The sequence below is a fragment of the Verrucomicrobiota bacterium JB022 genome, assembly GCA_030673845.1.
Lineage (GTDB): Bacteria > Verrucomicrobiota > Verrucomicrobiia > Opitutales > Oceanipulchritudinaceae > WOUP01.
Genome location: JAUTCQ010000021.1, coordinates 255419 through 274646 on the forward strand (window position 1 = coordinate 255419; position 19228 = coordinate 274646).

15 protein-coding genes and 1 pseudogene are annotated in these 19228 nt (G+C 54.7%); 10 read left to right on the plus strand and 6 right to left on the minus strand.

Annotated elements, in window-relative coordinates; translation table 11 throughout:
• Nucleotides 1-95: 95 nt before the first annotated feature.
• Nucleotides 96-1571 carry a DNA polymerase Y family protein gene (locus tag Q7P63_17380; GenBank protein ID MDP0501869.1) on the minus strand — a complete coding sequence of 492 codons (1476 nt, stop codon included), beginning with the start codon at nt 1569-1571 and terminating at the stop codon, nt 96-98.
• A 9-nt stretch (nt 1572-1580) separates the two neighbouring features.
• On the minus strand, nt 1581-2231 hold the full coding sequence (locus Q7P63_17385; protein MDP0501870.1) for a hypothetical protein: 651 nt from the start codon (nt 2229-2231) through the stop codon (nt 1581-1583).
• A gap of 963 nt (nt 2232-3194) precedes the next feature.
• Here Q7P63_17385 and Q7P63_17390 point away from each other — a divergent pair.
• From Q7P63_17390 to Q7P63_17430, 9 genes are all read left to right on the plus strand, one after another.
• Complete coding sequence (locus Q7P63_17390) at nt 3195-4580, plus strand: ATP-binding protein (GenBank protein MDP0501871.1); 1386 nt, start codon at nt 3195-3197, stop codon at nt 4578-4580.
• A 262-nt stretch (nt 4581-4842) separates the two neighbouring features.
• Nucleotides 4843-5091, plus strand: coding sequence for a DUF2188 domain-containing protein (locus Q7P63_17395; protein ID MDP0501872.1), 249 nt, complete (start codon nt 4843-4845; stop codon nt 5089-5091).
• A gap of 12 nt (nt 5092-5103) precedes the next feature.
• Nucleotides 5104-5706, plus strand: a complete 603-nt coding sequence (locus Q7P63_17400) for a restriction endonuclease subunit S (protein MDP0501873.1) — start codon at nt 5104-5106, stop codon at nt 5704-5706.
• A 10-nt stretch (nt 5707-5716) separates the two neighbouring features.
• Nucleotides 5717-7210: a type I restriction-modification system subunit M gene (locus tag Q7P63_17405; protein ID MDP0501874.1), complete on the plus strand. Its 1494-nt coding sequence runs from the start codon at nt 5717-5719 to the stop codon at nt 7208-7210.
• The gene (locus Q7P63_17410) at nt 7207-8418 is read left to right on the plus strand and encodes a restriction endonuclease subunit S (protein ID MDP0501875.1); all 1212 of its coding nucleotides are present in this window, start codon (nt 7207-7209) and stop codon (nt 8416-8418) included. Before Q7P63_17405 ends, Q7P63_17410 begins: the two co-directional genes overlap by 4 nt.
• Nucleotides 8415-9902, plus strand: a complete 1488-nt coding sequence (locus Q7P63_17415; protein ID MDP0501876.1) for a toll/interleukin-1 receptor domain-containing protein — start codon at nt 8415-8417, stop codon at nt 9900-9902. The genes Q7P63_17410 and Q7P63_17415 overlap by 4 nt, the downstream gene beginning before the upstream one ends.
• Before the next feature lie 7 nt (nt 9903-9909).
• Complete coding sequence (locus Q7P63_17420) at nt 9910-13149, plus strand: type I restriction endonuclease subunit R (protein ID MDP0501877.1); 3240 nt, start codon at nt 9910-9912, stop codon at nt 13147-13149.
• On the plus strand, nt 13142-13840 hold the full coding sequence (locus tag Q7P63_17425; protein ID MDP0501878.1) for a SprT family zinc-dependent metalloprotease: 699 nt from the start codon (nt 13142-13144) through the stop codon (nt 13838-13840). The genes Q7P63_17420 and Q7P63_17425 overlap by 8 nt, the downstream gene beginning before the upstream one ends.
• A gap of 554 nt (nt 13841-14394) precedes the next feature.
• Nucleotides 14395-15456, plus strand: coding sequence for a hypothetical protein (locus Q7P63_17430; protein MDP0501879.1), 1062 nt, complete (start codon nt 14395-14397; stop codon nt 15454-15456).
• A gap of 1192 nt (nt 15457-16648) precedes the next feature.
• On the opposite strand, the gene Q7P63_17435 is transcribed toward Q7P63_17430, so the two are convergent.
• From Q7P63_17435 to tnpB, 4 genes are all read right to left on the minus strand, one after another.
• Nucleotides 16649-17095 (minus strand): hypothetical protein, encoded by a 447-nt coding sequence (locus Q7P63_17435; protein ID MDP0501880.1) that lies wholly within the window; start codon nt 17093-17095, stop codon nt 16649-16651.
• A gap of 47 nt (nt 17096-17142) precedes the next feature.
• A complete protein-coding gene (locus tag Q7P63_17440) occupies nt 17143-17379 on the minus strand; it encodes a hypothetical protein (protein MDP0501881.1) in 237 nt (78 codons plus the stop codon).
• 108 nt (nt 17380-17487) lie between these two features.
• The gene (locus Q7P63_17445; GenBank protein MDP0501882.1) at nt 17488-18219 is read right to left on the minus strand and encodes a Sir2 family NAD-dependent protein deacetylase; all 732 of its coding nucleotides are present in this window, start codon (nt 18217-18219) and stop codon (nt 17488-17490) included.
• A 36-nt stretch (nt 18220-18255) separates the two neighbouring features.
• Nucleotides 18256-18420, minus strand: a complete 165-nt coding sequence (gene tnpB, locus Q7P63_17450; GenBank protein MDP0501883.1) for an IS66 family insertion sequence element accessory protein TnpB — start codon at nt 18418-18420, stop codon at nt 18256-18258.
• A 471-nt stretch (nt 18421-18891) separates the two neighbouring features.
• Here tnpB and Q7P63_17455 point away from each other — a divergent pair.
• Nucleotides 18892-19087 (plus strand): annotated as a pseudogene (locus Q7P63_17455) (transposase).
• Nucleotides 19088-19228: the final 141 nt, after the last annotated feature.

A 19228-nucleotide genomic window follows, 5' to 3' on the forward strand; every position in this document is an offset into this window, starting at 1 on the left:
GTAACAGGAGTTGATGAATGAATTTCGGGACCGGATGACTCTCTTCATGTATTTCCGAACCCTCTTGCCACTCCCTAAACTCCTGTGCCTAAAGATTAATCATAAAGCCCTTCAACGAACCAGGCGCCGCCGTCGCAGAAGACGCGCAGGCAAGGGCCGGATTCGAGTTGCACGTCCCATTCTTCGCGGGACCAGCGGTGGTCGCGTTGCCACCATTGGCCGCCGCCGCGCCAAGGGCCGCGGGTGTCGGCGACAGGGCCGGCGTAGAGTTCGCTTTGCAGGTGACGCGGCTCGCCGTCGGTGAAGATGACCTGTACGGGCAGCGGCTGACGATATCGACGGAGCGCAGGACCCAGCGGCGGTGCGGAGACGTTCGCATCTTCGGGCGGAACTTCGCGCGGCAGGGCCTCCAGGCGGAAACTGTCGGGGCGGAAGGTGTCTTCGAGGCGCGGCGAACCGACGCGAGCGGAGCCGACCAGCCCGTTGAGCCGGGCCAGCGTGTCTTCAAAGCGCCAGGCGTCCTTCAGCGCCGTCTCAAACAGGCCACGTTGGCGGGCGCGCTCGGGAGTGGGCTTCAGGCGCAGGCCCAGCCCGGTGATGGCCGAGTCGAGCCGCAGGTTTTCAAGGTGGGCATGCAGGAGGCGACGGAGCAGTTCGGGGTCGCGCGTCGGTTCAGGCACGCGGAAACGCCGCTGATACGGCTCGCCCTGATCCTGCGTCAGCTCGAGCAGCATCGCCTCGGCCACGCGCTGCGCCGCACCCAAGCGCCGACACAGTTGCTCCAGCAGGCGTTGCAGCAAGAACAGCAGCGGCTCCAGTGTCTCCAGCACGTGCTCGAGCTCCACGAATTCCCGGTAGACCGGTGGCAGTTCGGCGTGACGCAAAAGCCGGTGCGTGCGGCCCGCCAAGCGGTCCCACCAAAGCAGGCCATCGGGGCCAAGGCGCTGCCCCACTTCGTGACGCGGCAGTCGGGCGAAATCCGCCAGCGTGTACAGCCCCCAGTCGGCGAGGATGCCTTGCAGCTTGGGCGTTCCGCCGAGCAAGGTCAGCGGGGTCTGCCGCAGGAAGTCGTGATGCGGCAGGTGGCCCTCCGCCAGCACGGTCACCGACTCCGCCGCCCGGGCAACGAGTTCGGCGAGGTCAGGTGTCGCGGCCACGCCAAAGCGCCCGTCGAGGTAGAGCTGCGCCAGCTCGTCGCGGATATGCTGGCCGGCGGCCTGCAGGGCAGCGGGGGCTTGATCGGTGCCGTCGAGGTCGAGCGTGCAAAGGCCGGGCTGCGTCACTTCCACCCTTGGCGTCAACGACCAAGCGGCCGTTAGTAGCAGGCGCGCCGCCGTGGCTTCGGCGTTCGGGTTGCGCGGCGAAAGCTCGATCGTCGCACACCGGGCCTGCGCTTGGGCGGCCGTCATGCCGGGCTCGATCAGGTGGTGGCGGGCAGCGGCGTTGCACTCGACCACGACCGACTGGCGACTCGAGCGGTCGATCACGCCAGCCGGATGCCGCCGTGCTGTTGGGCGACCGCGTAGCACGCTTTGCAGGGCAAAGTTGGGCAGATGGATTACCGCAAACATGGCGCTCCTTTACCCGGCGGCGAATTGCGAAGATTGACCGCCCGCCTGTCGGGACCGCAGCACCTGCGCTTCAAGCTGGGCGTGGACTGCGCCGGGCGGTTGCTCCAGGCTCGCGAGCCCAAGCGATGCGTTACTCAGCTCCAGCCGCAACTCGGCGCTCGGCACCATTGGCCGAGGAGTGAAAACCAGACAGACGCTTCCGTGCTGCGCCCCCACCCTTTGCAGGCGATACCAGAGCGTCGCGTGCGCCTGACGCAGCGCTTGCGCCGACGCGTCCCGCAGGTCGACCAGCAGCACCGGGAAGTTCTCGTCGCGCATCAGCAAGTCGGCCGCCTGCAGGGCCTGCGCCGCCTCCTGACACCGCACCCACAGCAGATGCGGCAACGCCTCCGCTCCGGCCGTCGCCGGATCGAAGCGATCGAGCGCATCGATCAGCGCCACAAACTGCCGCTCCCGCCGCGCCGCCCGGATCACCTGCACCAGCAGGCTCTGCGCCCCTCGCGAATCCGGCGCCGCCACCACCTCCGTCAACGCCCCCCGCGGCAGCCCGCCGCCCAGCGTCTCATCCAGCACCTCGATCCCCGTGGCAAAAGTATCCCGCTCCAGCGCCTCCCCTGCCCACTGCACCTTCTCCCCCAACTGCCTGCGCAGCCGCGCCAAAGCCTCCCGCCGATCCCCCGGAAATTGGGCGACCGCAGGCAACACACCCGGCATCGACTGACGTGAAGACGCTCCCATAATTAAATGAACACCCGTTCACTATTTGAGGGCGATTCCCGCACGTCAAGGCCATCGCTGCTAAGGGCCACGGAAGGCGTTACACCTCAGGCGAATCGGGTGGGACGCACGTGGCGGTGTAGGCTACAAGGCAGGCTCGCACCTCGACGCTGAACCAACGCTTTACATCCTGAGCAGACGCAAAGTTCGTCATCCTCGGGCTCGCGCCACGCCCATAAGTCACACGCAATCGACTCATTAACACCGCTATACGTCCTCGCTGCTTTCGCATTATGCGGCCAAGAACTGGAAGCTAATCTTAAACGATAGAACGAGCGTGGAGCATTCTAATGCTGATTGTAGTTTTCCTGAGAGTAGACAATATCCCGTCTTGCAGTATTGGCCAAGCAGAATCAGATGTCAGTTCTTTCACAAAAAGCATCAGCAATTCCTAACCGAAACTTCAATCAACAGATCCTATCTGCGCTGCAACTTGGCCGCATGTTCGTCCTCCATCTTTCAACGATATGTGCTATCCTAACTTCATTAATCCATTACATGGTTACAACGAGGTAATAACTCATCTACCATGTAAAGCGCGAAATCTACAATAGCTCCAAAAATCTGCTAAGCTATGGATTATGACAAGCCGCAAAAGGGAGCTCGATGACTGCCAAGCACAACTCATCTGCACTCACTCCAGCTAGCCCCTCTGTTATTCCCAGAACCACATGCCCCTGAAGACGCTCATACCGTAACCCGTAATCGTGAGTCAGGCAGAAGATACCGAAACGGATACCCGTGCGCAAATATGTAGGTGTCCAAAGAAGACACGCTAAACAATGGCCTGCATTTCCCGATCGCAGAATTGCATTACTTGAACCCACCGGTTAAATGGCGATTTCCATGAAGCACTTCGACCTTAACATCGATAAATTTCTTGAAGACTGGGACCTCGTACACGCAATCCGAGAGCTCATTGCCAACGCTCTTGATGAGGCACACCTTACTGGAACTCACATGCCGACGATCTTCAAAACTAAAGACGGAGTGTGGTGCATACAGGATAGCGGACGAGGCATTCAGCACAAACATCTCATCCAGAATGAGAGTCCGGAGAAGCATGCTGCTCCAAGTATAATTGGGCGATTTGGGGTAGGCTTGAAGGACGCTCTTGCAACCTTTGAGCGGCGTGGTGCACAGGTATCACTCCTGTCCAAGCACGGTGATATATCTTTATTGCGCCGACGGAAAGAAGGCTTCAATGACGAAACTCTGCACGCGGCAATCGCTCCTCCTTCTGATCCTGCTCGAGTAGGCACTTTGTGTCGACTGATGGGCATAGCCGATAAGGAGGTGGAGGCGGCGAAGAGCATGTTCCTCGTGTTCCGAAAAGAGCAACCACTCGCAACCACACAATTCGGGGATTTGTACGCGAAATCGGGTGAATGCGGCCAGATATTTTACAACGGACTACTGATCGGAGAAGAGCAAAATTTCAGATTCAGCTACAACATTACCTCCGCTACATCCGAACTCCGAAAAGGAATGAATCGGGAGCGGAAGGGCCTAGGGCGCGGCGCATATGCCAGTCGTGTGCAAGATATTCTGCTTCGATCCGATTCAAAACCCGTTCGATCGGCTCTTGCTGCGGAACTCGAAAACCTCAGCCGCGGCCTCGCATGTGATGAGATGATGCAGTGGCTCTCCGTTCAACTTCACGCGGTAAAGATTCTGAATGCCCACGGGAATGTAGTGTTTCTGACCAGCCAAATGTGCCAGGAACGGCCCGATCTGATTGATGCTGCGACCACCTCAGGATCTCAGATCATTCAGGTTCCAGAGCGGCTCGCAGACAAGATCAGCGGGGCCTGCGACTACGAGAATCGCCCTCTCGTCGACGCGGCGGTGTTCTGGCAGCAGCGCAACGATTCGTTTGAATACGAATGGGTATCGGTAAAATCTCTTGACCCCGCTGAGGCTGCAGTCTGGCGTTACCGAGGGAGAATTCTCGCACTGATCGGTGGGCGGCCGCCTCTTGTGCGCCAGATCCGCATAGCAGAGTCACTGCGCCCGGGGCAAACCGGAGATTTTGTCACAAAAGGTGTGTGGGATCCTCATCGGGGACTTATCGTCATCAAACGCAGTGCGCTGGCGTCTCTGGAGGATTTTGCCGGGACACTGCTACATGAGGCGCTACATGCGAAGTTCGAGGTAGGTGATGTCTCACGCGAGTTTGAGTCCCGCCTGACGGATTTGGCAGGAACCCTCGCTGCACAGGTAGTTCGCTGACCCAATGCAACCCTTAGCGTCCCATCCGCGGCGGCAGGAAACACATATCCACATGCGACGGATAAAAACCATTGACTTTCTCAACTAGACATCACATCCTTACATCTGCGCAAACAAAAATACCCCGACGTGTAAACATCGAGGTATTCTTGTGGAACCGCCACGAAAGCAGTTCAGGTCGTGAAGAAGCCAAGAGCATGCTGACGTGGTGGCTGAAGTCAAGGAGTGCCGCGCCCGCTCCGCAACCCTCAGTCAAGACACCATGAGTAAAGATCGAGATCGCCACGTGTATCTCCGCCCCGACGGAAAGTGGGCCAACAAAAGACAGGATGCTGAGCGCCCTTCGAGCCTACATGATACGCAGAAAGATGCCGAGCAAGCTGCTCGGGATATGCTACGTCGCCAAGGCGGCGGGGAGTTGAACACACATGACCGAGGGGGCCGCATTCGCTCCAAGGACACGATTCCGCCGGGTAATGACCCGAGCTCGATTCGGGACACGGAGCACTAGCCCCGCCTGAAGATGAAATACGCGCAGGTAGAGCTGGGTGAGTTGGCGCAAATCCAACTTGGGTTAACGTTGCGGGGCTCGGATGCTTCGCAGCACGATCCCGAGGGGACGCATAGGCTTCTTCGGATCAGCGATGTCACGCCAGATGGTGTGCTTCAGTGGTCACAAGAGACGCTCATCAAGCTGGAGGCCTCGACCGCCGAGAAAGCAGAACTGAAGCCGGGCGACGTTGTGGTGGTGGCACGCGGCGCCCGCATGACGGCAGCGGTTTTTCAAGACGAGTTTTCCTCGGTGGCCGGAAGCCAGTTTTGTGTCGTGCGTTGCGCAACTGGGCAGATTGACCCCACCTACCTGCGCTTTTTCCTTAACCTCCCTCAGAGCCAAGATGCTTTAATGGCAGAGAGTCGAGGCACTTATATTCGAGCACTTTCCGCCCGCTCACTCGCACAATTTAGAATCCCGCTGCCGCCACTCGAGCGCCAGCGGCTGTTCGCCTCGCTAGATGGCCTTCGCCTGCAGGAGAAGCACCTGACAACGCGACTGGTCGAGCTTCGCGACCAACTGACGCAACAAACCTTGCAGCAGGCCCTATCTGGGCACCATAAAATTTCGTAACGCTTTTGCTATGTCCAAAGAAGACCTTCAAGGGGAAATCAATCAGGTAGCCTGGTCTGCCTGTGACACGTTCAGAGGGGTGCTAGACCCTGAAGGCTACCGTAATTACATTCTAGTTATGCTCTTCGTCAAAGCGATCAGTGATCTGGTCAAAGACCATCGCGAGCGCTACATGGAAGAGTATAATGGTGACCTCCGTCGCGTGGAGCGCCGCCTGAGCCGGGAGCGCTTCATCCTGCCGGAGGGTACCGACTTTGACTCGCTCTACGCCCAGCGGGATCAGGACGATATCGGAGAGCGCATCAACATTGCCTTGGACCAGATCGAGGAGGCGAATAAGGCCAAACTCGAAGGTGTGTTCCGGGAAGTTGATTTCAATTCCGACTCTCGCCTGGGGCAGACGAAGGACCGAAACGCGCGGCTCAAGCAAGTGCTGAAGGACTTTGCGGACCCACGGCTGGACCTTCGGCCGTCCCGCGTCGGTGGCGAAGACGTCATCGGCAATGTCTATGAGTATCTGCTGGAGAGATTCGCTTCGGATGCGGGCAAAAAAGCGGGCGAATTCTATACCCCGGGGCAGGTTTCAACCCTGATGGCCCGGCTGCTGAACCCGAAGAAGGGTGACACCATTTGCGACCCGACCTGCGGTTCGGGCTCGTTGCTGATCAAAGTGGGCTTGCAGGCGGACGAGCGGGACTTTGCGCTGTTTGGGCAGGAAAGCAATGGCACGACGCACGCGCTTTGTCGGATGAACATGTTCTTGCACGGCATGGACAGCTTCCGCATCGAGTGGGGCGACACCTTGCGCAATCCCCGGCTGGTGGAAGGTGACCAGCTGATGAAATTCGACATCGTAGTGGCCAACCCACCCTTCTCGCTCGACAAGTGGGGGCAGGATGTCGCCGAGGCTGACCCGTTCAATCGCTACCACCGGGGGCTCCCACCAAAGGGAAAAGGCGACTATGCCTTTATCACCCACATGATCGAAACGGCGCGCGAGGGTACCGGGAGAGTGGCCGTCGTCGTGCCACACGGGGTGCTGTTCCGTGGCGCGGCCGAAGGCAAGATCCGCCGGCAACTGATCGAGGAAAACCTGCTGGAAGCGGTCATCGGCCTGCCAGCCAACCTATTTTACGGCACGGGCATCCCAGCGGCTATCATGATCTTCAACCGCGGCAAGACGCATGGCGACGTGCTCTTCATTGATGCCTCGCGCGAATATGACGATGGCAAGAACCGAAACCACCTGAGCGACGCGCACCTCGAGAAGATCGTGCAGACCTACCGCGCCTTTGAAACGGTGGAGAAGTATGCCTACCGGGCTAGCGCGCAGGATCTGGCGGACAATGACTTCAACCTCAATATCCCCCGCTACGTCGACACTTTCGAGGAAGAGGAGGAAATCGACTTGAACGAGGTGAAAGCGGAAATCGGTCGACTGGAAGACGAACTGACCGCCGTCCGCGCCAAGATGGAGGGATATCTGAAGGAGCTGGGGCTATGAGGAATGGATGGAAAATCAGACCTTTAGAAGATGTAGCGGTTATCCAAACAGGGTTATCAAAAAGCGCCTCTCGAAAGGGTAAATTAGTGGATTTGCCATATCTCAGAGTTGCAAATGTCCAAGCTGGACGAATTGACACCACCGAATTGAAACGAATCGGGGTGCCAGAGTCTGCCATTGAACGCTACAGGGTCAAAAAAGGGGACCTCCTTCTAACCGAAGGTGGCGATTTCGACAAACTTGGGCGTGGAGCTCTTTGGGATGGTTCAATTCCTGACTGTGTACACCAAAACCACGTTTTTGTCGTACGAGCTAACGAGAACTATCTAGACCGTCACTTTCTGGCCCTTCAAACACAGGCCCATCACGGCAAATCCTATTTTCTATCCTGCTCCAAGCAATCGACAAATCTTGCGAGCATAAATACCACCCAGCTGAAACAATTCCCTGCGCTTCTCCCTCCTCTTCCAGAGCAGCGGAAAATTGCCGAGATACTGGGGGCGTGGGACGATGCGCTGGAAAAGCTCGACACTCTCATCGCCGCCAAAACGCGCCGCAAACAGGGCCTCATGCAACAGTTGCTGACCGGCAAACGCCGCCTGCCAGGCTTTACGGGGGAGTGGCGGAAGGTGGCATTTGGGAAGTTGATGCAGGAACAGAACCGATATGTTGAATTTGATGATGATTACCTTTATCGACTGATCAGTGTCCGGAGGCGGGCAGAAGGGTTATTTCTTCGGGAAGCACTACACGGCCGGGATATCAAGACTAAGGTGATGAAACGTGTCCATACCGGCGACTTCCTTATCTCAAAAATGCAAGTCGTCCATGGAGCGCTCGGTTGCGTTAAAACGGAATTTGACGGATGCTATGTATCGGACTCGTATGAAGTGCTTATTCCCAGGAATCCCGAACAATTGGAGGTCCGATTTTTAGACTATCTCTCACGCCTAAAGTTCTTCTGGCACCAAGCCTACGCGTGTAGTCATGGAGTGCATATTGAAAAAATGACCTTTGTGATGCGGGACTTCATGAAGGAAAAGATATCGATTCCCAAAAGTCGGAATGAACAAGCTGCAATTGCTGATATATTGGAAGCCAGCGACTCTGAACTTCAACTTCTACGTAACCAGCGCCAAGCACTGGAACAGCAGAAGCGTGGGCTGATGCAACAACTGCTGACTGGAAAGGTGAGGGTGAAGGTATGAATGACGAACGCGAACCAACGGTTTTCATTTCTTACTCTCATGACTCGAAACCACACAAGCAGTGGGTGCTGGAGCTAGCACAGAAGCTGCGTCGCGAGGAAATCAATGTAATCATTGATCAATGGGATCTCGAGCCGGGCGAAGATCTTTCGACCTTCATGAATTATTGGGTTCGCGAATCTGATCGGGTGTTGCTGATTTGTACAGAAACTTATGTCCAAAAAGCTGACGATGGCAAGGGGGGAGCCGGCTACGAAGCGATGATTGTGACGAGCGAACTTATGGAGGACTTGGGCAGCACGAAGTTTATCCCAGTTATTCGCCAGGCAAAAGGCAGCTTCAGAATGCCACAAAAGATGGGACTTCGATTTGCAATTAACCTGTCTGAGACTTGTGATGAAGCACAGGAAAATCTGGAGACGCTCGTTGGCAAACTCCATCAGGAGCCTCCTCCAACCAAGCCCCCACTTGGGGTCAGACAGCGCCCACAATCACATCTTACTGTTCAAGAGCTAGTCCCTGCACAAGCTGGAACCGCAGATACTCCTGAAAGCGCATTCACAAAGGGGTTGCAAACTGCGCAACAAGGGGACACTGCATCTTGGCGAAGGCTGATTTCTGGCTACAGGAGCGAGTGCAATCAAGCGTTAACCACATGGCGAGAAGTCGCACAGCAAAACCCGCCACACAATGAGAGAGATTTAATTACGTTTGCCACCAGAGGGCTGTCCTGTTATCAAAAGCTCTTTGCGGCCACACTTGGTGGGATCGACACCGACCGAGAACCTTTCTCGCGCCACAACTCACTGATCATGGACCTCCTTAATCCACGAGGTTGGGAACATAGCGGCCTCGTGGTTCTTGTATATCTTCCTGAAACTGCAACTTGGTTATTTCAAGCTTTGGCTGGTGCCATGTTTACCCGAACCCAGAGGGCAGGACTTGCCATGGATCTAGTATCTCAAAGGGTACAAAAGAGACACACAAGCGAGACTTCTCCCCTATTTCTCCTAAATAACATCATAGGCTGGCCAAAATCTTTGGGAGAAAGCTGTAGCACAGCTTGGAAATACTTATACAATCTCCCGGATGTATTTGGATGGGTAAAGCTGGCATTTGGCGACGACGATAGCTTCAAAATTAGCATCTCCAGCCACTATCTAATGCTCTCCTGGATGGAGTTTATTGCTGCCTTAAAATCAGGTGAAAAAATTGAAGCAGCAAATGAACCACGTCATTTCTCTATTCCCCCGCAATTTGCTGCAAGCCCCGATCTGATGCGTAGCGCCACTCTGCTCCTCGAAAGTAGAAGCGACTTCCAGCAGTATGCTGAGCGCGCAGGTGTTTCACAAGAAATGCAAAAACGATATTGGGCTAATTGGATCCATCAGATAGGCAGTTGGCAATGGCGAGTGCATCATTATTACAGCGACAACAGCTCTTTACACCACCTCAAGTTCTTTACAGAAGACATTTACCGATAGCAAAATTATGTCCACCCCCTCTTTCCTCGAGTCTCACAGCAGCCAGATTCCCGCCGTGCAGGTGCTGCAGGCGATGGGATACAGTTACCTTTCCCCGGAAGAAGTGGCGCTGGAGCGGAGGGGTCGGCTGGGCAATGTGTTGCTCGAAGGGTTGCTGGCCAAGCAGTTGAAGCGCCTCAACCGGGTCCGCAGCAAGGGCGTAGAGCAGTATTTTACGGATGAAGCTGTTCAGGAGGCAATTCGACGTCTGGCCGAGGTGCCCTACGATGGGCTCTGCCGCACCAGTGAAAAAATTTACGACCTGCTGAACTTGGGCACGAGTGTCGACCAAACTATTGAAGGGGTGACGAAGGGCTACACCATGCACTTCATCGACTGGGCCCACCCGCGCAACAACGTCTTTCACGTCACCACAGAATACCGGGTGGCGCGCACCGCCAGCCAGGACACCCGCCGCCCGGACATCGTCTGCTTCGTCAACGGGATTCCTTTTGTCGTGATCGAATGCAAGCGCCGGGACGAAAAGCATTCATTGGAAGCTGCCATCAAACAAAACATCCGCAACTGGCAGCCGGAGGAGATACCGCAGCTCTACACCTACGCTACCTTAGCCTTGGCGTTAAACAAAGAGGAGGGCCGCTACGGCACCACCGGCACGCCGGAAAAGTTCTGGAGCGCCTGGAAGGAACTCTACGATGTCTCAAAAGAAGTTCATGTCCTGATCAATCAGGCACCTCGGCTGACCGAACATGAGAAGCTCTTCAGCGGTGAATTTGCCTACGCTAAGGAGTATTTCGAAAATCTGGCCAGCAACGGGGCGCGCGAAGTCACCGGCCAAGACGCCCTACTCCATTCCCTCTGCCGGCCCGAGCGCCTGCTGGACATTGCCCGAGGCTTTGTCGTCTTTGATGAAGGGGGCACGGTCAAAAAAGTGGCGCGCTACCAACAGTATTTTGCGATCAAAAAAACGCTCGAGCGCGTCAGGCAAAAAGACACGGAAGGCCGTCGCAAGGGAGGCGTAATCTGGCACACCCAGGGATCGGGCAAGTCATTGACGATGGTCATGCTCGGCAAGGCCTTGGCTCTGGACACCCAGATTCCCAGCCCGCGCATTGTATTGGTAACCGACCGAGTGGACCTCGATGAGCAGATCTTCAAGACTTTCGTGCAATGTGGCAAAGAGCCCCTGATGGCCCGCACGGGTAGCCACCTGCTGGAATTGCTGGCCAACGACGGTGTCCCCGTGGTGACTACGGTGCTCGACAAATTTCGGGCAGCTTCCAACGCCAATAACAAATTCCAGAACCCGAACCCGGATATTTTCGTGTTGGTGGATGAAAGCCATCGTTCCCAATACGGTCAGGCCAACATCCGGATGCAGAAGGCGCTGCCCAACGCATGCTTTCTGGGCTTTACCGGCACTCCACTGATGAAGGTGGAAAAAAATACCGCCCAACGCTTCGGTGGTTTCATCGATCCGGCCTACACGATTCGGGATGCCGTCGATGATGGGGCGGTAGTTCCTCTCCTCTACGAAGGCCGTCATATCATGCAAGAGGTCAATCAGAAAGCCGTCGACCGCATGTTTGATGAGATGGCTGAAGGGCTTTCTCCCGAACAAAAGGCCGACCTCAAACGCAAATTTGCCTCCCGGAACGAACTCAACCGCCTGGAAAGCCGTCTCTACCTGATCGCTCACGATGTAGCCAAGCACTACCGGAAGACCTGGAAGGGAACCGGTTTCAAAGGGCAACTGACTGCGCCGGGGAAAAAAGAAGCGCTGATGATCAAGCGCTTCATGGACCAGTTCTGCGGCGTCACATCGGAAGTTTTGATTTCCGGCCCAGACGAGCGGGAAGGAGACGGTGAAGATCCTGCCGATGAGAATGTAATGAAGTTCTGGAAGGACCAGATGGCGAAGCACGGGAACGAGAAAGAATACAACCGTAATGTCATCAACAGCTTCAAACATGGAGACGATCCAGAAATCATCATCGTCGTGGATAAGCTCCTTACCGGTTTTGACGCCCCCCGAAACGTAGTTCTCTACATCGCCCGGAATTTAAAGGAGCATACGCTTTTGCAAGCCATTGCCCGCGTGAATCGCCTGCATCCGGGAAAAGACTTCGGCTACATCATCGACTATTTTGGGGTAATCACGCAACTGCATGACGCGTTGGAACTCTATAGCTCCTTGGGGGAGAAATTCCACCAGCAGGATTTGGACGGAGCCCTTCAGGATGTGCGCGATGAGCTAAAGCGCCTCCCCACCCTTCGAGATGCGCTGTGGGATCTTTTTCGGACCGTCACAAATAAGGCGGACGATGAGGCTTACATCCAGATCCTCGAAGACGAGCTTGTCCGGGAAAAGTTTTACGTCCGGTTGTCAGAATTCTCCCGCCTCCTCAAGGCGGCACTCTCGACGCTTTACTGGCTCAGCCACGAAAACCCCGAAACAGTCGAACGCTACAAGAAAGACGCTGCATTCTTTCAGTCCCTCCGGGCCTCGGCCAAGCTGCGCTACGCAGAAGAGGTAGATTATCGGGACTATGAAAAACAAATTCAAAAAATGCTCAGCACATTTGTTCAAGCCGACGAGGTCATTCAAGTTGTCGATCCAGTGAACATTTTTGAGCGTAAGGCATTCCAAGCAGAGGTGGACAAAGTCCAGTCCCCCCGCGCAAAAGCCGACACCATCGCAAACAGGATTAAAAAGACAATTGCTGAGAAAATGGACGAAGATCCGTTTCTTTACAGAAAACTCTCTGCCTTACTTCAGGAAACGATAGACAAATATCGGGATGATCGTCGTTATGAAGCAGAATATCTCTCCCGAGTTGTTGAAATCCTGGAACAAGTACGTCAAGGCCGACGAGATGATACGCCGGAAATCCTAAAAGAACGGGATTTAGCCAAGGCCGTTTATGGAACTCTTCAAGATCGACTACAACCACACTTGTCAGGCTTTCGTCCAACGGCAGAAGAAGAATCGGTTTCCAACGCATCTAGCAGCGACAAAAATGGAAGCTTGATGGCGAACTTAGCCTGTGAAATTGAAGAAATTGTTCTACGTCATGCGGTAGTGCGCTGGAGGGATAACATGGATGCCCAAAATCGCATGAGAAACGAATTGGACGACCTTCTTTTCGACATACAAAATACACAAGAAGTCCACCTCGAGGACGATGAGCTGGATGCAATTATCGATTCCATCATCCAGATTGCACGTAGCCGTCAAGATGTCTGATCCTGAAACGATCGAAACGGCTGTCGGGCTGGCACAGCTGCATCGTTCCAAACGCAAGACTTTGGCAATTAGCGTGCTGCCCAACGGGGATCTTGTACTAGTGGCCCCAGTAGATGCACAAGAAGCAGAAATACTGAAGCGAGTAGAGCATCGGCGCTCGTGGATCATTCGAAAGCGCCACGAATTTGAAGAAATGAATCGAAACCGGGTGCCCCTGCGGTATCAAAGTGGCGCTACCCACCGATATCTTGGAAAGCAATACCGTCTCAAGGTGGACGTTGGCCCAACACCTTCGGTAAAACTTAAAGGCTCCTACTTTCATATAACCTCCAAATCCACCGAACCACAAGCGGTCGAGCGTCTACTAACTGGGTGGTACCGGGAGAAAGCTCATTTTCACTTTGAATCTCGGATTCGTCGGTGGGATTCCTGGTGCATACACCGGCAGCTCCCTACCCCACGCCTTCAGCTCCTCGTGATGCCAAAACGCTGGGGCAGCTCAGACCAGTCAGGACGAATTGCCTTAAACCCTGAACTAGTTAAAGCACCATCCATATGCATCGACTACGTAGTAGCGCATGAAATCTGCCATTTGGTACATCCGGGGCATGGAAAAGCATTTTACAACCAGCTAGAACAAATGTTTCCGGCTTGGCGGGCAGTAAAGCAGCGGCTGGAGCAGACGATGTAAATAACCAAATTCCATCTCACCAGAGCTATTCAGCCTTAGCTACGAGATTAGCGTTCGCTAGTCGAAGCTCTACATCTAGCTGGCAAGCAGAAAAAAGTTTAATCTTTTAGGTTTTTTAAACAAAAATCTCGCAACAAAGGTTACATGTGCAGCATCCAGAGGCTAAAATAGTATGAGAATAATCTCCAAACATGCCAAATTCACTCAAAATGTTCCCTGAACCCGAGAACCGACTGGCTGACCTCGCTAAACGTTTAGTAGAGAACCTCCGCAAGCATCAAGCAGAGCTGATGCTCCAGCCAGATGACAAACTCACCGAGTTGCTAGTCGATCAAATGCTGCAGAAACTTACCCCTGCAGAAGTATACGCGACACACCAATCTATCCTCGTGGAGAGGGGGCTTTTACAGCAGCGACAGCGAATACGAAAAACGTAGATACGAAACAGTCCTTCCGTATCCAGACAAAGCGCCTGCAATTAGCAGGTGCTTTTTTTTTGAAAAGTGCATCCAGCGCCTTTTTCATCAGATGCAAAAATCGGATATACTTTATGGATGAAGAAAAAAGGAAAAATAACAACTAGCCCCAACACAAAAAAGGCAATCCTACACTTGCATCCCAACTCGGCCGTGCACGAAAAAGATCAAGCTGATTCCCGAGAGGTGCGAGAGCGCCTTTCACACCTGGAAGCCATTGATCCGAACTTCGGACAAGTCCAGTTCCCGTCCGTGCAGAATGGTTTTAGTCTCCACGCCGACACCCATCCTATGACACCAGAAGAGCACTTCACCTTCCTCAGCAAAGAATTCTATGCTAGAGAAAAATACTACAGTGCTAGGAGAGATGACAGTAGAGGGAAGCTGAGAAAACACAAAGGTCCCATCAAACAACTGGCGATCACTACATCCCCGGACATAGCCTTAACATGTTCTGCACTGGACAGACAGGGCATTGCATTTAAAGATCCTCTTATTGGACTAACGAAAATCCTAATGGACAGCTTTAAAAGCCTGACGCCTTACGATTTGCTAGCGGGGCAATGCCATACAAGGGAGGGCTGCCTTCACTTTCACCTAATCTACGCTGTAGTATCTCGAGATAAGGAGCTACTTCATCCTGATAAAGGTGTAGGCCGGAAGGGCCTACGGCACGCCGGCCACGGCCTTATTGGAACTTTTCGCATGCTGGATGCTGGGATCATTAGTGAAGAAGAAGCAAAACATGCTCGTCGATTCATGGCTGATCGATTGGCTGACGGTAGGCTTCCAGTGGACTACACCCTAGCGATGGCTGTAGATGGCTACCTGCTAGCATCAATTTCAAACTTTAACGCACAGGACTTACATGGGTGTTTTCGGCACGAATGGATTGAGCGGAAAAAATCTGAGATCCTCGTACGGAAGCTCTGCAAGGATCCCAAAACAGTCATTGAGCTCTATAAAGACTACAAAAAAAAGTGCTATCAAATTGATGAATACGAGGAAAAAATCAATAAACTCGGGCAAGAAATCAAAGAACTGAAAGATCAGAATCTGATCAAGAAGCACGACTCCAGCGTTTATACTCCCAACAAGAAAGGGTATTCAAAAATGCCTCCACAGCCGCCCTCAAGGTAGATGATACAGCACTCGAAGCTAAAGTTTTTTTTCGCAAAACACCCGCCCGCCTGCCTTCGGCCCCCATCGAAGGCAGGCATTGCTACTTGTTTAAATAAACTACGATCGACTAGCAATTTAGATTCCATCGAGAATATCTTTAGTGACTACTTTAAACCATCAGATAGAAATGCACTTGGATACCCGCGTCCTCAAGAAGAGGCAGCATGCATTCTTCTGAAAACACACTGACTTTAACGCTCATTAACAATTTAATTTAAACCTTAGCAACCTCATCCTACTTCACAATCCGATCATAGTTTTCCTAACTTCAAACGATCACTATTTCTACTAGACGCAAGGACGGACCCATACTTTTCAGTCAGCGTCTTAGGTTATGCTCAGTGACCGTCCACTATCATTTGGTAAGGAACAGAACTGATCGTCCGATCGAGTGCTTTTCAGAATTAGGATCAAAGAAAATTGCAAATCGAAGCAGTATCCTTCAAATTCACCTTCTTCGAGCAAAGCAAACGAGAGGGTAGCATCCAAAACCTCGCCCCATAGTTTTCTATTAATAGATTCGATAAAGTCACATCAGCCTGCGGCAGGAAAAAATCGAGCTTTTGTACTAATGGGAGTCGTAGCTCCCATTGTCAACCGAACTGACTTTATTGAAGCGAACCGATTGCCTATACAATCCCCTACGTTCACATTGTAACTTTCCGCTAAGACACATCTGAACATCCTAGAACATAGCTTAACACTGAATCTGCCGTCAGAGGAAAAACGTCCCAAATTTGTCCAAACTCCAGATCAGCCTACTGCAACCCTCTGACTATCAACACTCCGCCCTCTCCCTCATAACCTGAAGGTCGTTGGTTCAAATCCAGCCCCTGCACCCATGAAGGCCCGTTTCCCAAAAGGAAACGGGCCTTCTCCTTTTCTGTTGGCAGCGAAGAGCTTATGTGCGATCGAGGACGCATGGATGGCCAAGAAAGGGACATATTCGGCTCCCCTCTCGCCCAAGCCGGACCACATCCAAAGAGCATCGAGAGGCACCGAAGAGCACCGAGGTACCCTCCAAAATGCCGGACAAGTTCCGGACAGACCGGGAGCGGATGCGGAGGCCATCCGAACACTCCACCCTTGCCCGCGAACAAACTGGCGGCTCAGTTACAGTCGATTAGCGTATCCAAATTCTCGTTCTGTTCTACGAGAAGAGATCCGCCACATCGACGCTGGGCCAATCTTCCGAGAGGCGCAGGAGTTCTTGCACTGCGCGCTTGTCCTCTGAAATCACACGTTCGTGCTCATCCCACTGCCAGTGCGCGTGACCGGTGCTGCCAAAGGCTGCTTCAATGGCCGAGCGCATCGCGTCCACCTGCGGTTCCAGTCCAGAGTAGACGGTGGCGACACCAGAGCTCACGACCACCCGCCCTCGTGGGAAGGCACACGGGTAGTCCAGAAGCTGTCGCCCCAACTCACCCGAAGGCTTACCCAGTTCCGCGCTCCAGCCTTGAGCAAGCGCTTTGGCCATACCCGGCCAGATCATGTAGTGGCCCGTGTCTTCTTCGCCTCCGACCTCATCCTGTCGGACCGTCCAGGCGCGCCAGCCCTCAGGAGTGCGCACGAGGTACCAGGCGCCACTTGAGCTCATTCGGGTTGTCTTCACAGCGTGCCTATAAGAGGGAAATCACTGTAGCTTTATTTTCGCAGCAAACGTCGATCCTCAATGGGATCGAACCTGCATTTGCCATCCTTGGCCATTGCCCAGGGATCTGAAACCTCTTTGACCTGTTTAAGCCGCTCGCGATCCCCATCTGCCTTAAGGATCTGGCGGTTAACGCGGCGAAGCGTTCGGTTAAACGTGCGTTTATCCTCTTTCTCAGAGTCTGCAGTCGTAATGCCAGTAGAAGGTGATTTGCGCACAGAATTCGCCATGGCTCTAAACATAACCAGAATGAAGAAGACTGTCACCCAATCCGCTCACCTTTTTTAACCTAGGGTTTGATTATTAGCACAGCTCATTTGAATCCACCCGACGTGAGGTCAACCACGATAGAGGCGGTCGAGTTCGTTCCGGATTTCACGCATGCCAGCGACGGCATTGCTCTTGAAAAGGCGCATCTTGCGACCTTCCTTGAATTGGCGTGGCGGCGAAGGATCGACTACGTAGACCCTAGCTTCGTCAGGCAGAAAATCGAGCAGAGCCGCAGCCGGTTGCACTTGCAACGACGTTCCCACGACAATGCAGAGGTCGGCACGGCTAAAGGCCTCGGCTGCCTCCTGCAGATAAAGGACATTCTCACCAAACCACACCACATTCGGGCGAAGCTGCCCACCGGCAGGACAGAGGTCGCCTAGGTAGATGGGACGGTATCCGATATCAACCACGTGGGCCTCGTCCTTCACGCTACGCGCTTGGCAGAGGCTTCCATGTAGATGGATCACGTTCGAGCTTCCCGCGCGCTCGTGGAGATCGTCGATGTTCTGGGTGATAACTGTGACGCGATACCTTTGCTCCAGTTCTGCTAGGATTCGATGCGCTTCATTCGGCTGCACCTTCTCCAGTTCGGCCCGCCGACGGTTGTAGAGCTCCAACACCACCTCCGGGTCCCGCTCCCACACCTGCCGCGTCATCTTCCGCTCAAAAGAGTAGCTGGAGCAGAGGGCGTCCCCTCCGCGAAAGGTGCCGAGGCCGCTCTCGACGCTGATGCCCGCGCCGGTTAGGGCGACGAGGTTGGGGATCTCAGGGGACGAAGAGTGAGGAGCGAAAGCCATGACAGACTATAGCGGCAGCACGGGAGAGCGTCTTCTTCAGGGGCGGTTGCACGCCCGGTTACGGAAGACAAAGAACGCTCCACCAAACGGGTCGACGCCGAGCTGCTGCTGCGCCACGGCCCAGAGCCCGTCAAACTGCTTGCGCAAGTCCACCGGCTCCACCGCCAAAAACACCCGCGTCTGGCTCGGCAGGTTCAGCATCGCCACCCCAACGCCTTCAGCAGCTCCGCCGCTTGCCTCGCCGAGGCGCACCACACCACCATCCCCTCACCCAAACGCACCTCCAACTCCTCGGCGTCCCGGCCTCGGCCGATAACGACCCGGCATCCCGGCCCGCCCGGCTCGACCGCGCCCGCCAACCCAGCAGCGTGTGGTAGTTGAGCCCTTCGCGCGCCGCAAAAGCCCGCAGCGTCAAACCGCTCTGCCCCAGCTCCGCCAGCAAACGTTCCCGCTCCGCCGCATCCACCCGACGCCGCCCACGCACATCACGACGGCTCGCGTCCTCCACCACATCCGTTTCGGTTGGATCCATCCACGTAGGTTACCACGGTGGCTGCAGCAGCAACAGTGGGTCGAGCGCCGGACGCATACCCCTAACCGAAACAAATCCACGACCTTCCCGCGCAGCCAAAACCAAAGTGCGAAAAATTCTGGACACTACCCGATCCCCGCACCGTCGCCGCGGACCGCGGCTACCATAACCAGCAGTTTGTGCGCGCCTGCCGCTAGCGCGGAGATCGCCCCGCATGTGGCGCAGATCAAGGGCCGCAAGACCCCCGGGCTCGACGGGCGCACCACTCGCCATCCCGGCTACCGCGTCAGCCAACGCATCCGCAAGCGCGTCGAAAACCTCTTTGGCTGGATCAAGGTAAGCGTCACTCCAAGCACCGTGGGGTCTGACTAGCGTGATGTATCATAGATGTCATAGGTTTGGAGGTATGACATCTATGAGTGAGGCCGAGTTGGAGATCCTGAAGCAGGACGGGTTGGGTCGCGTGCGGGTGCCGCG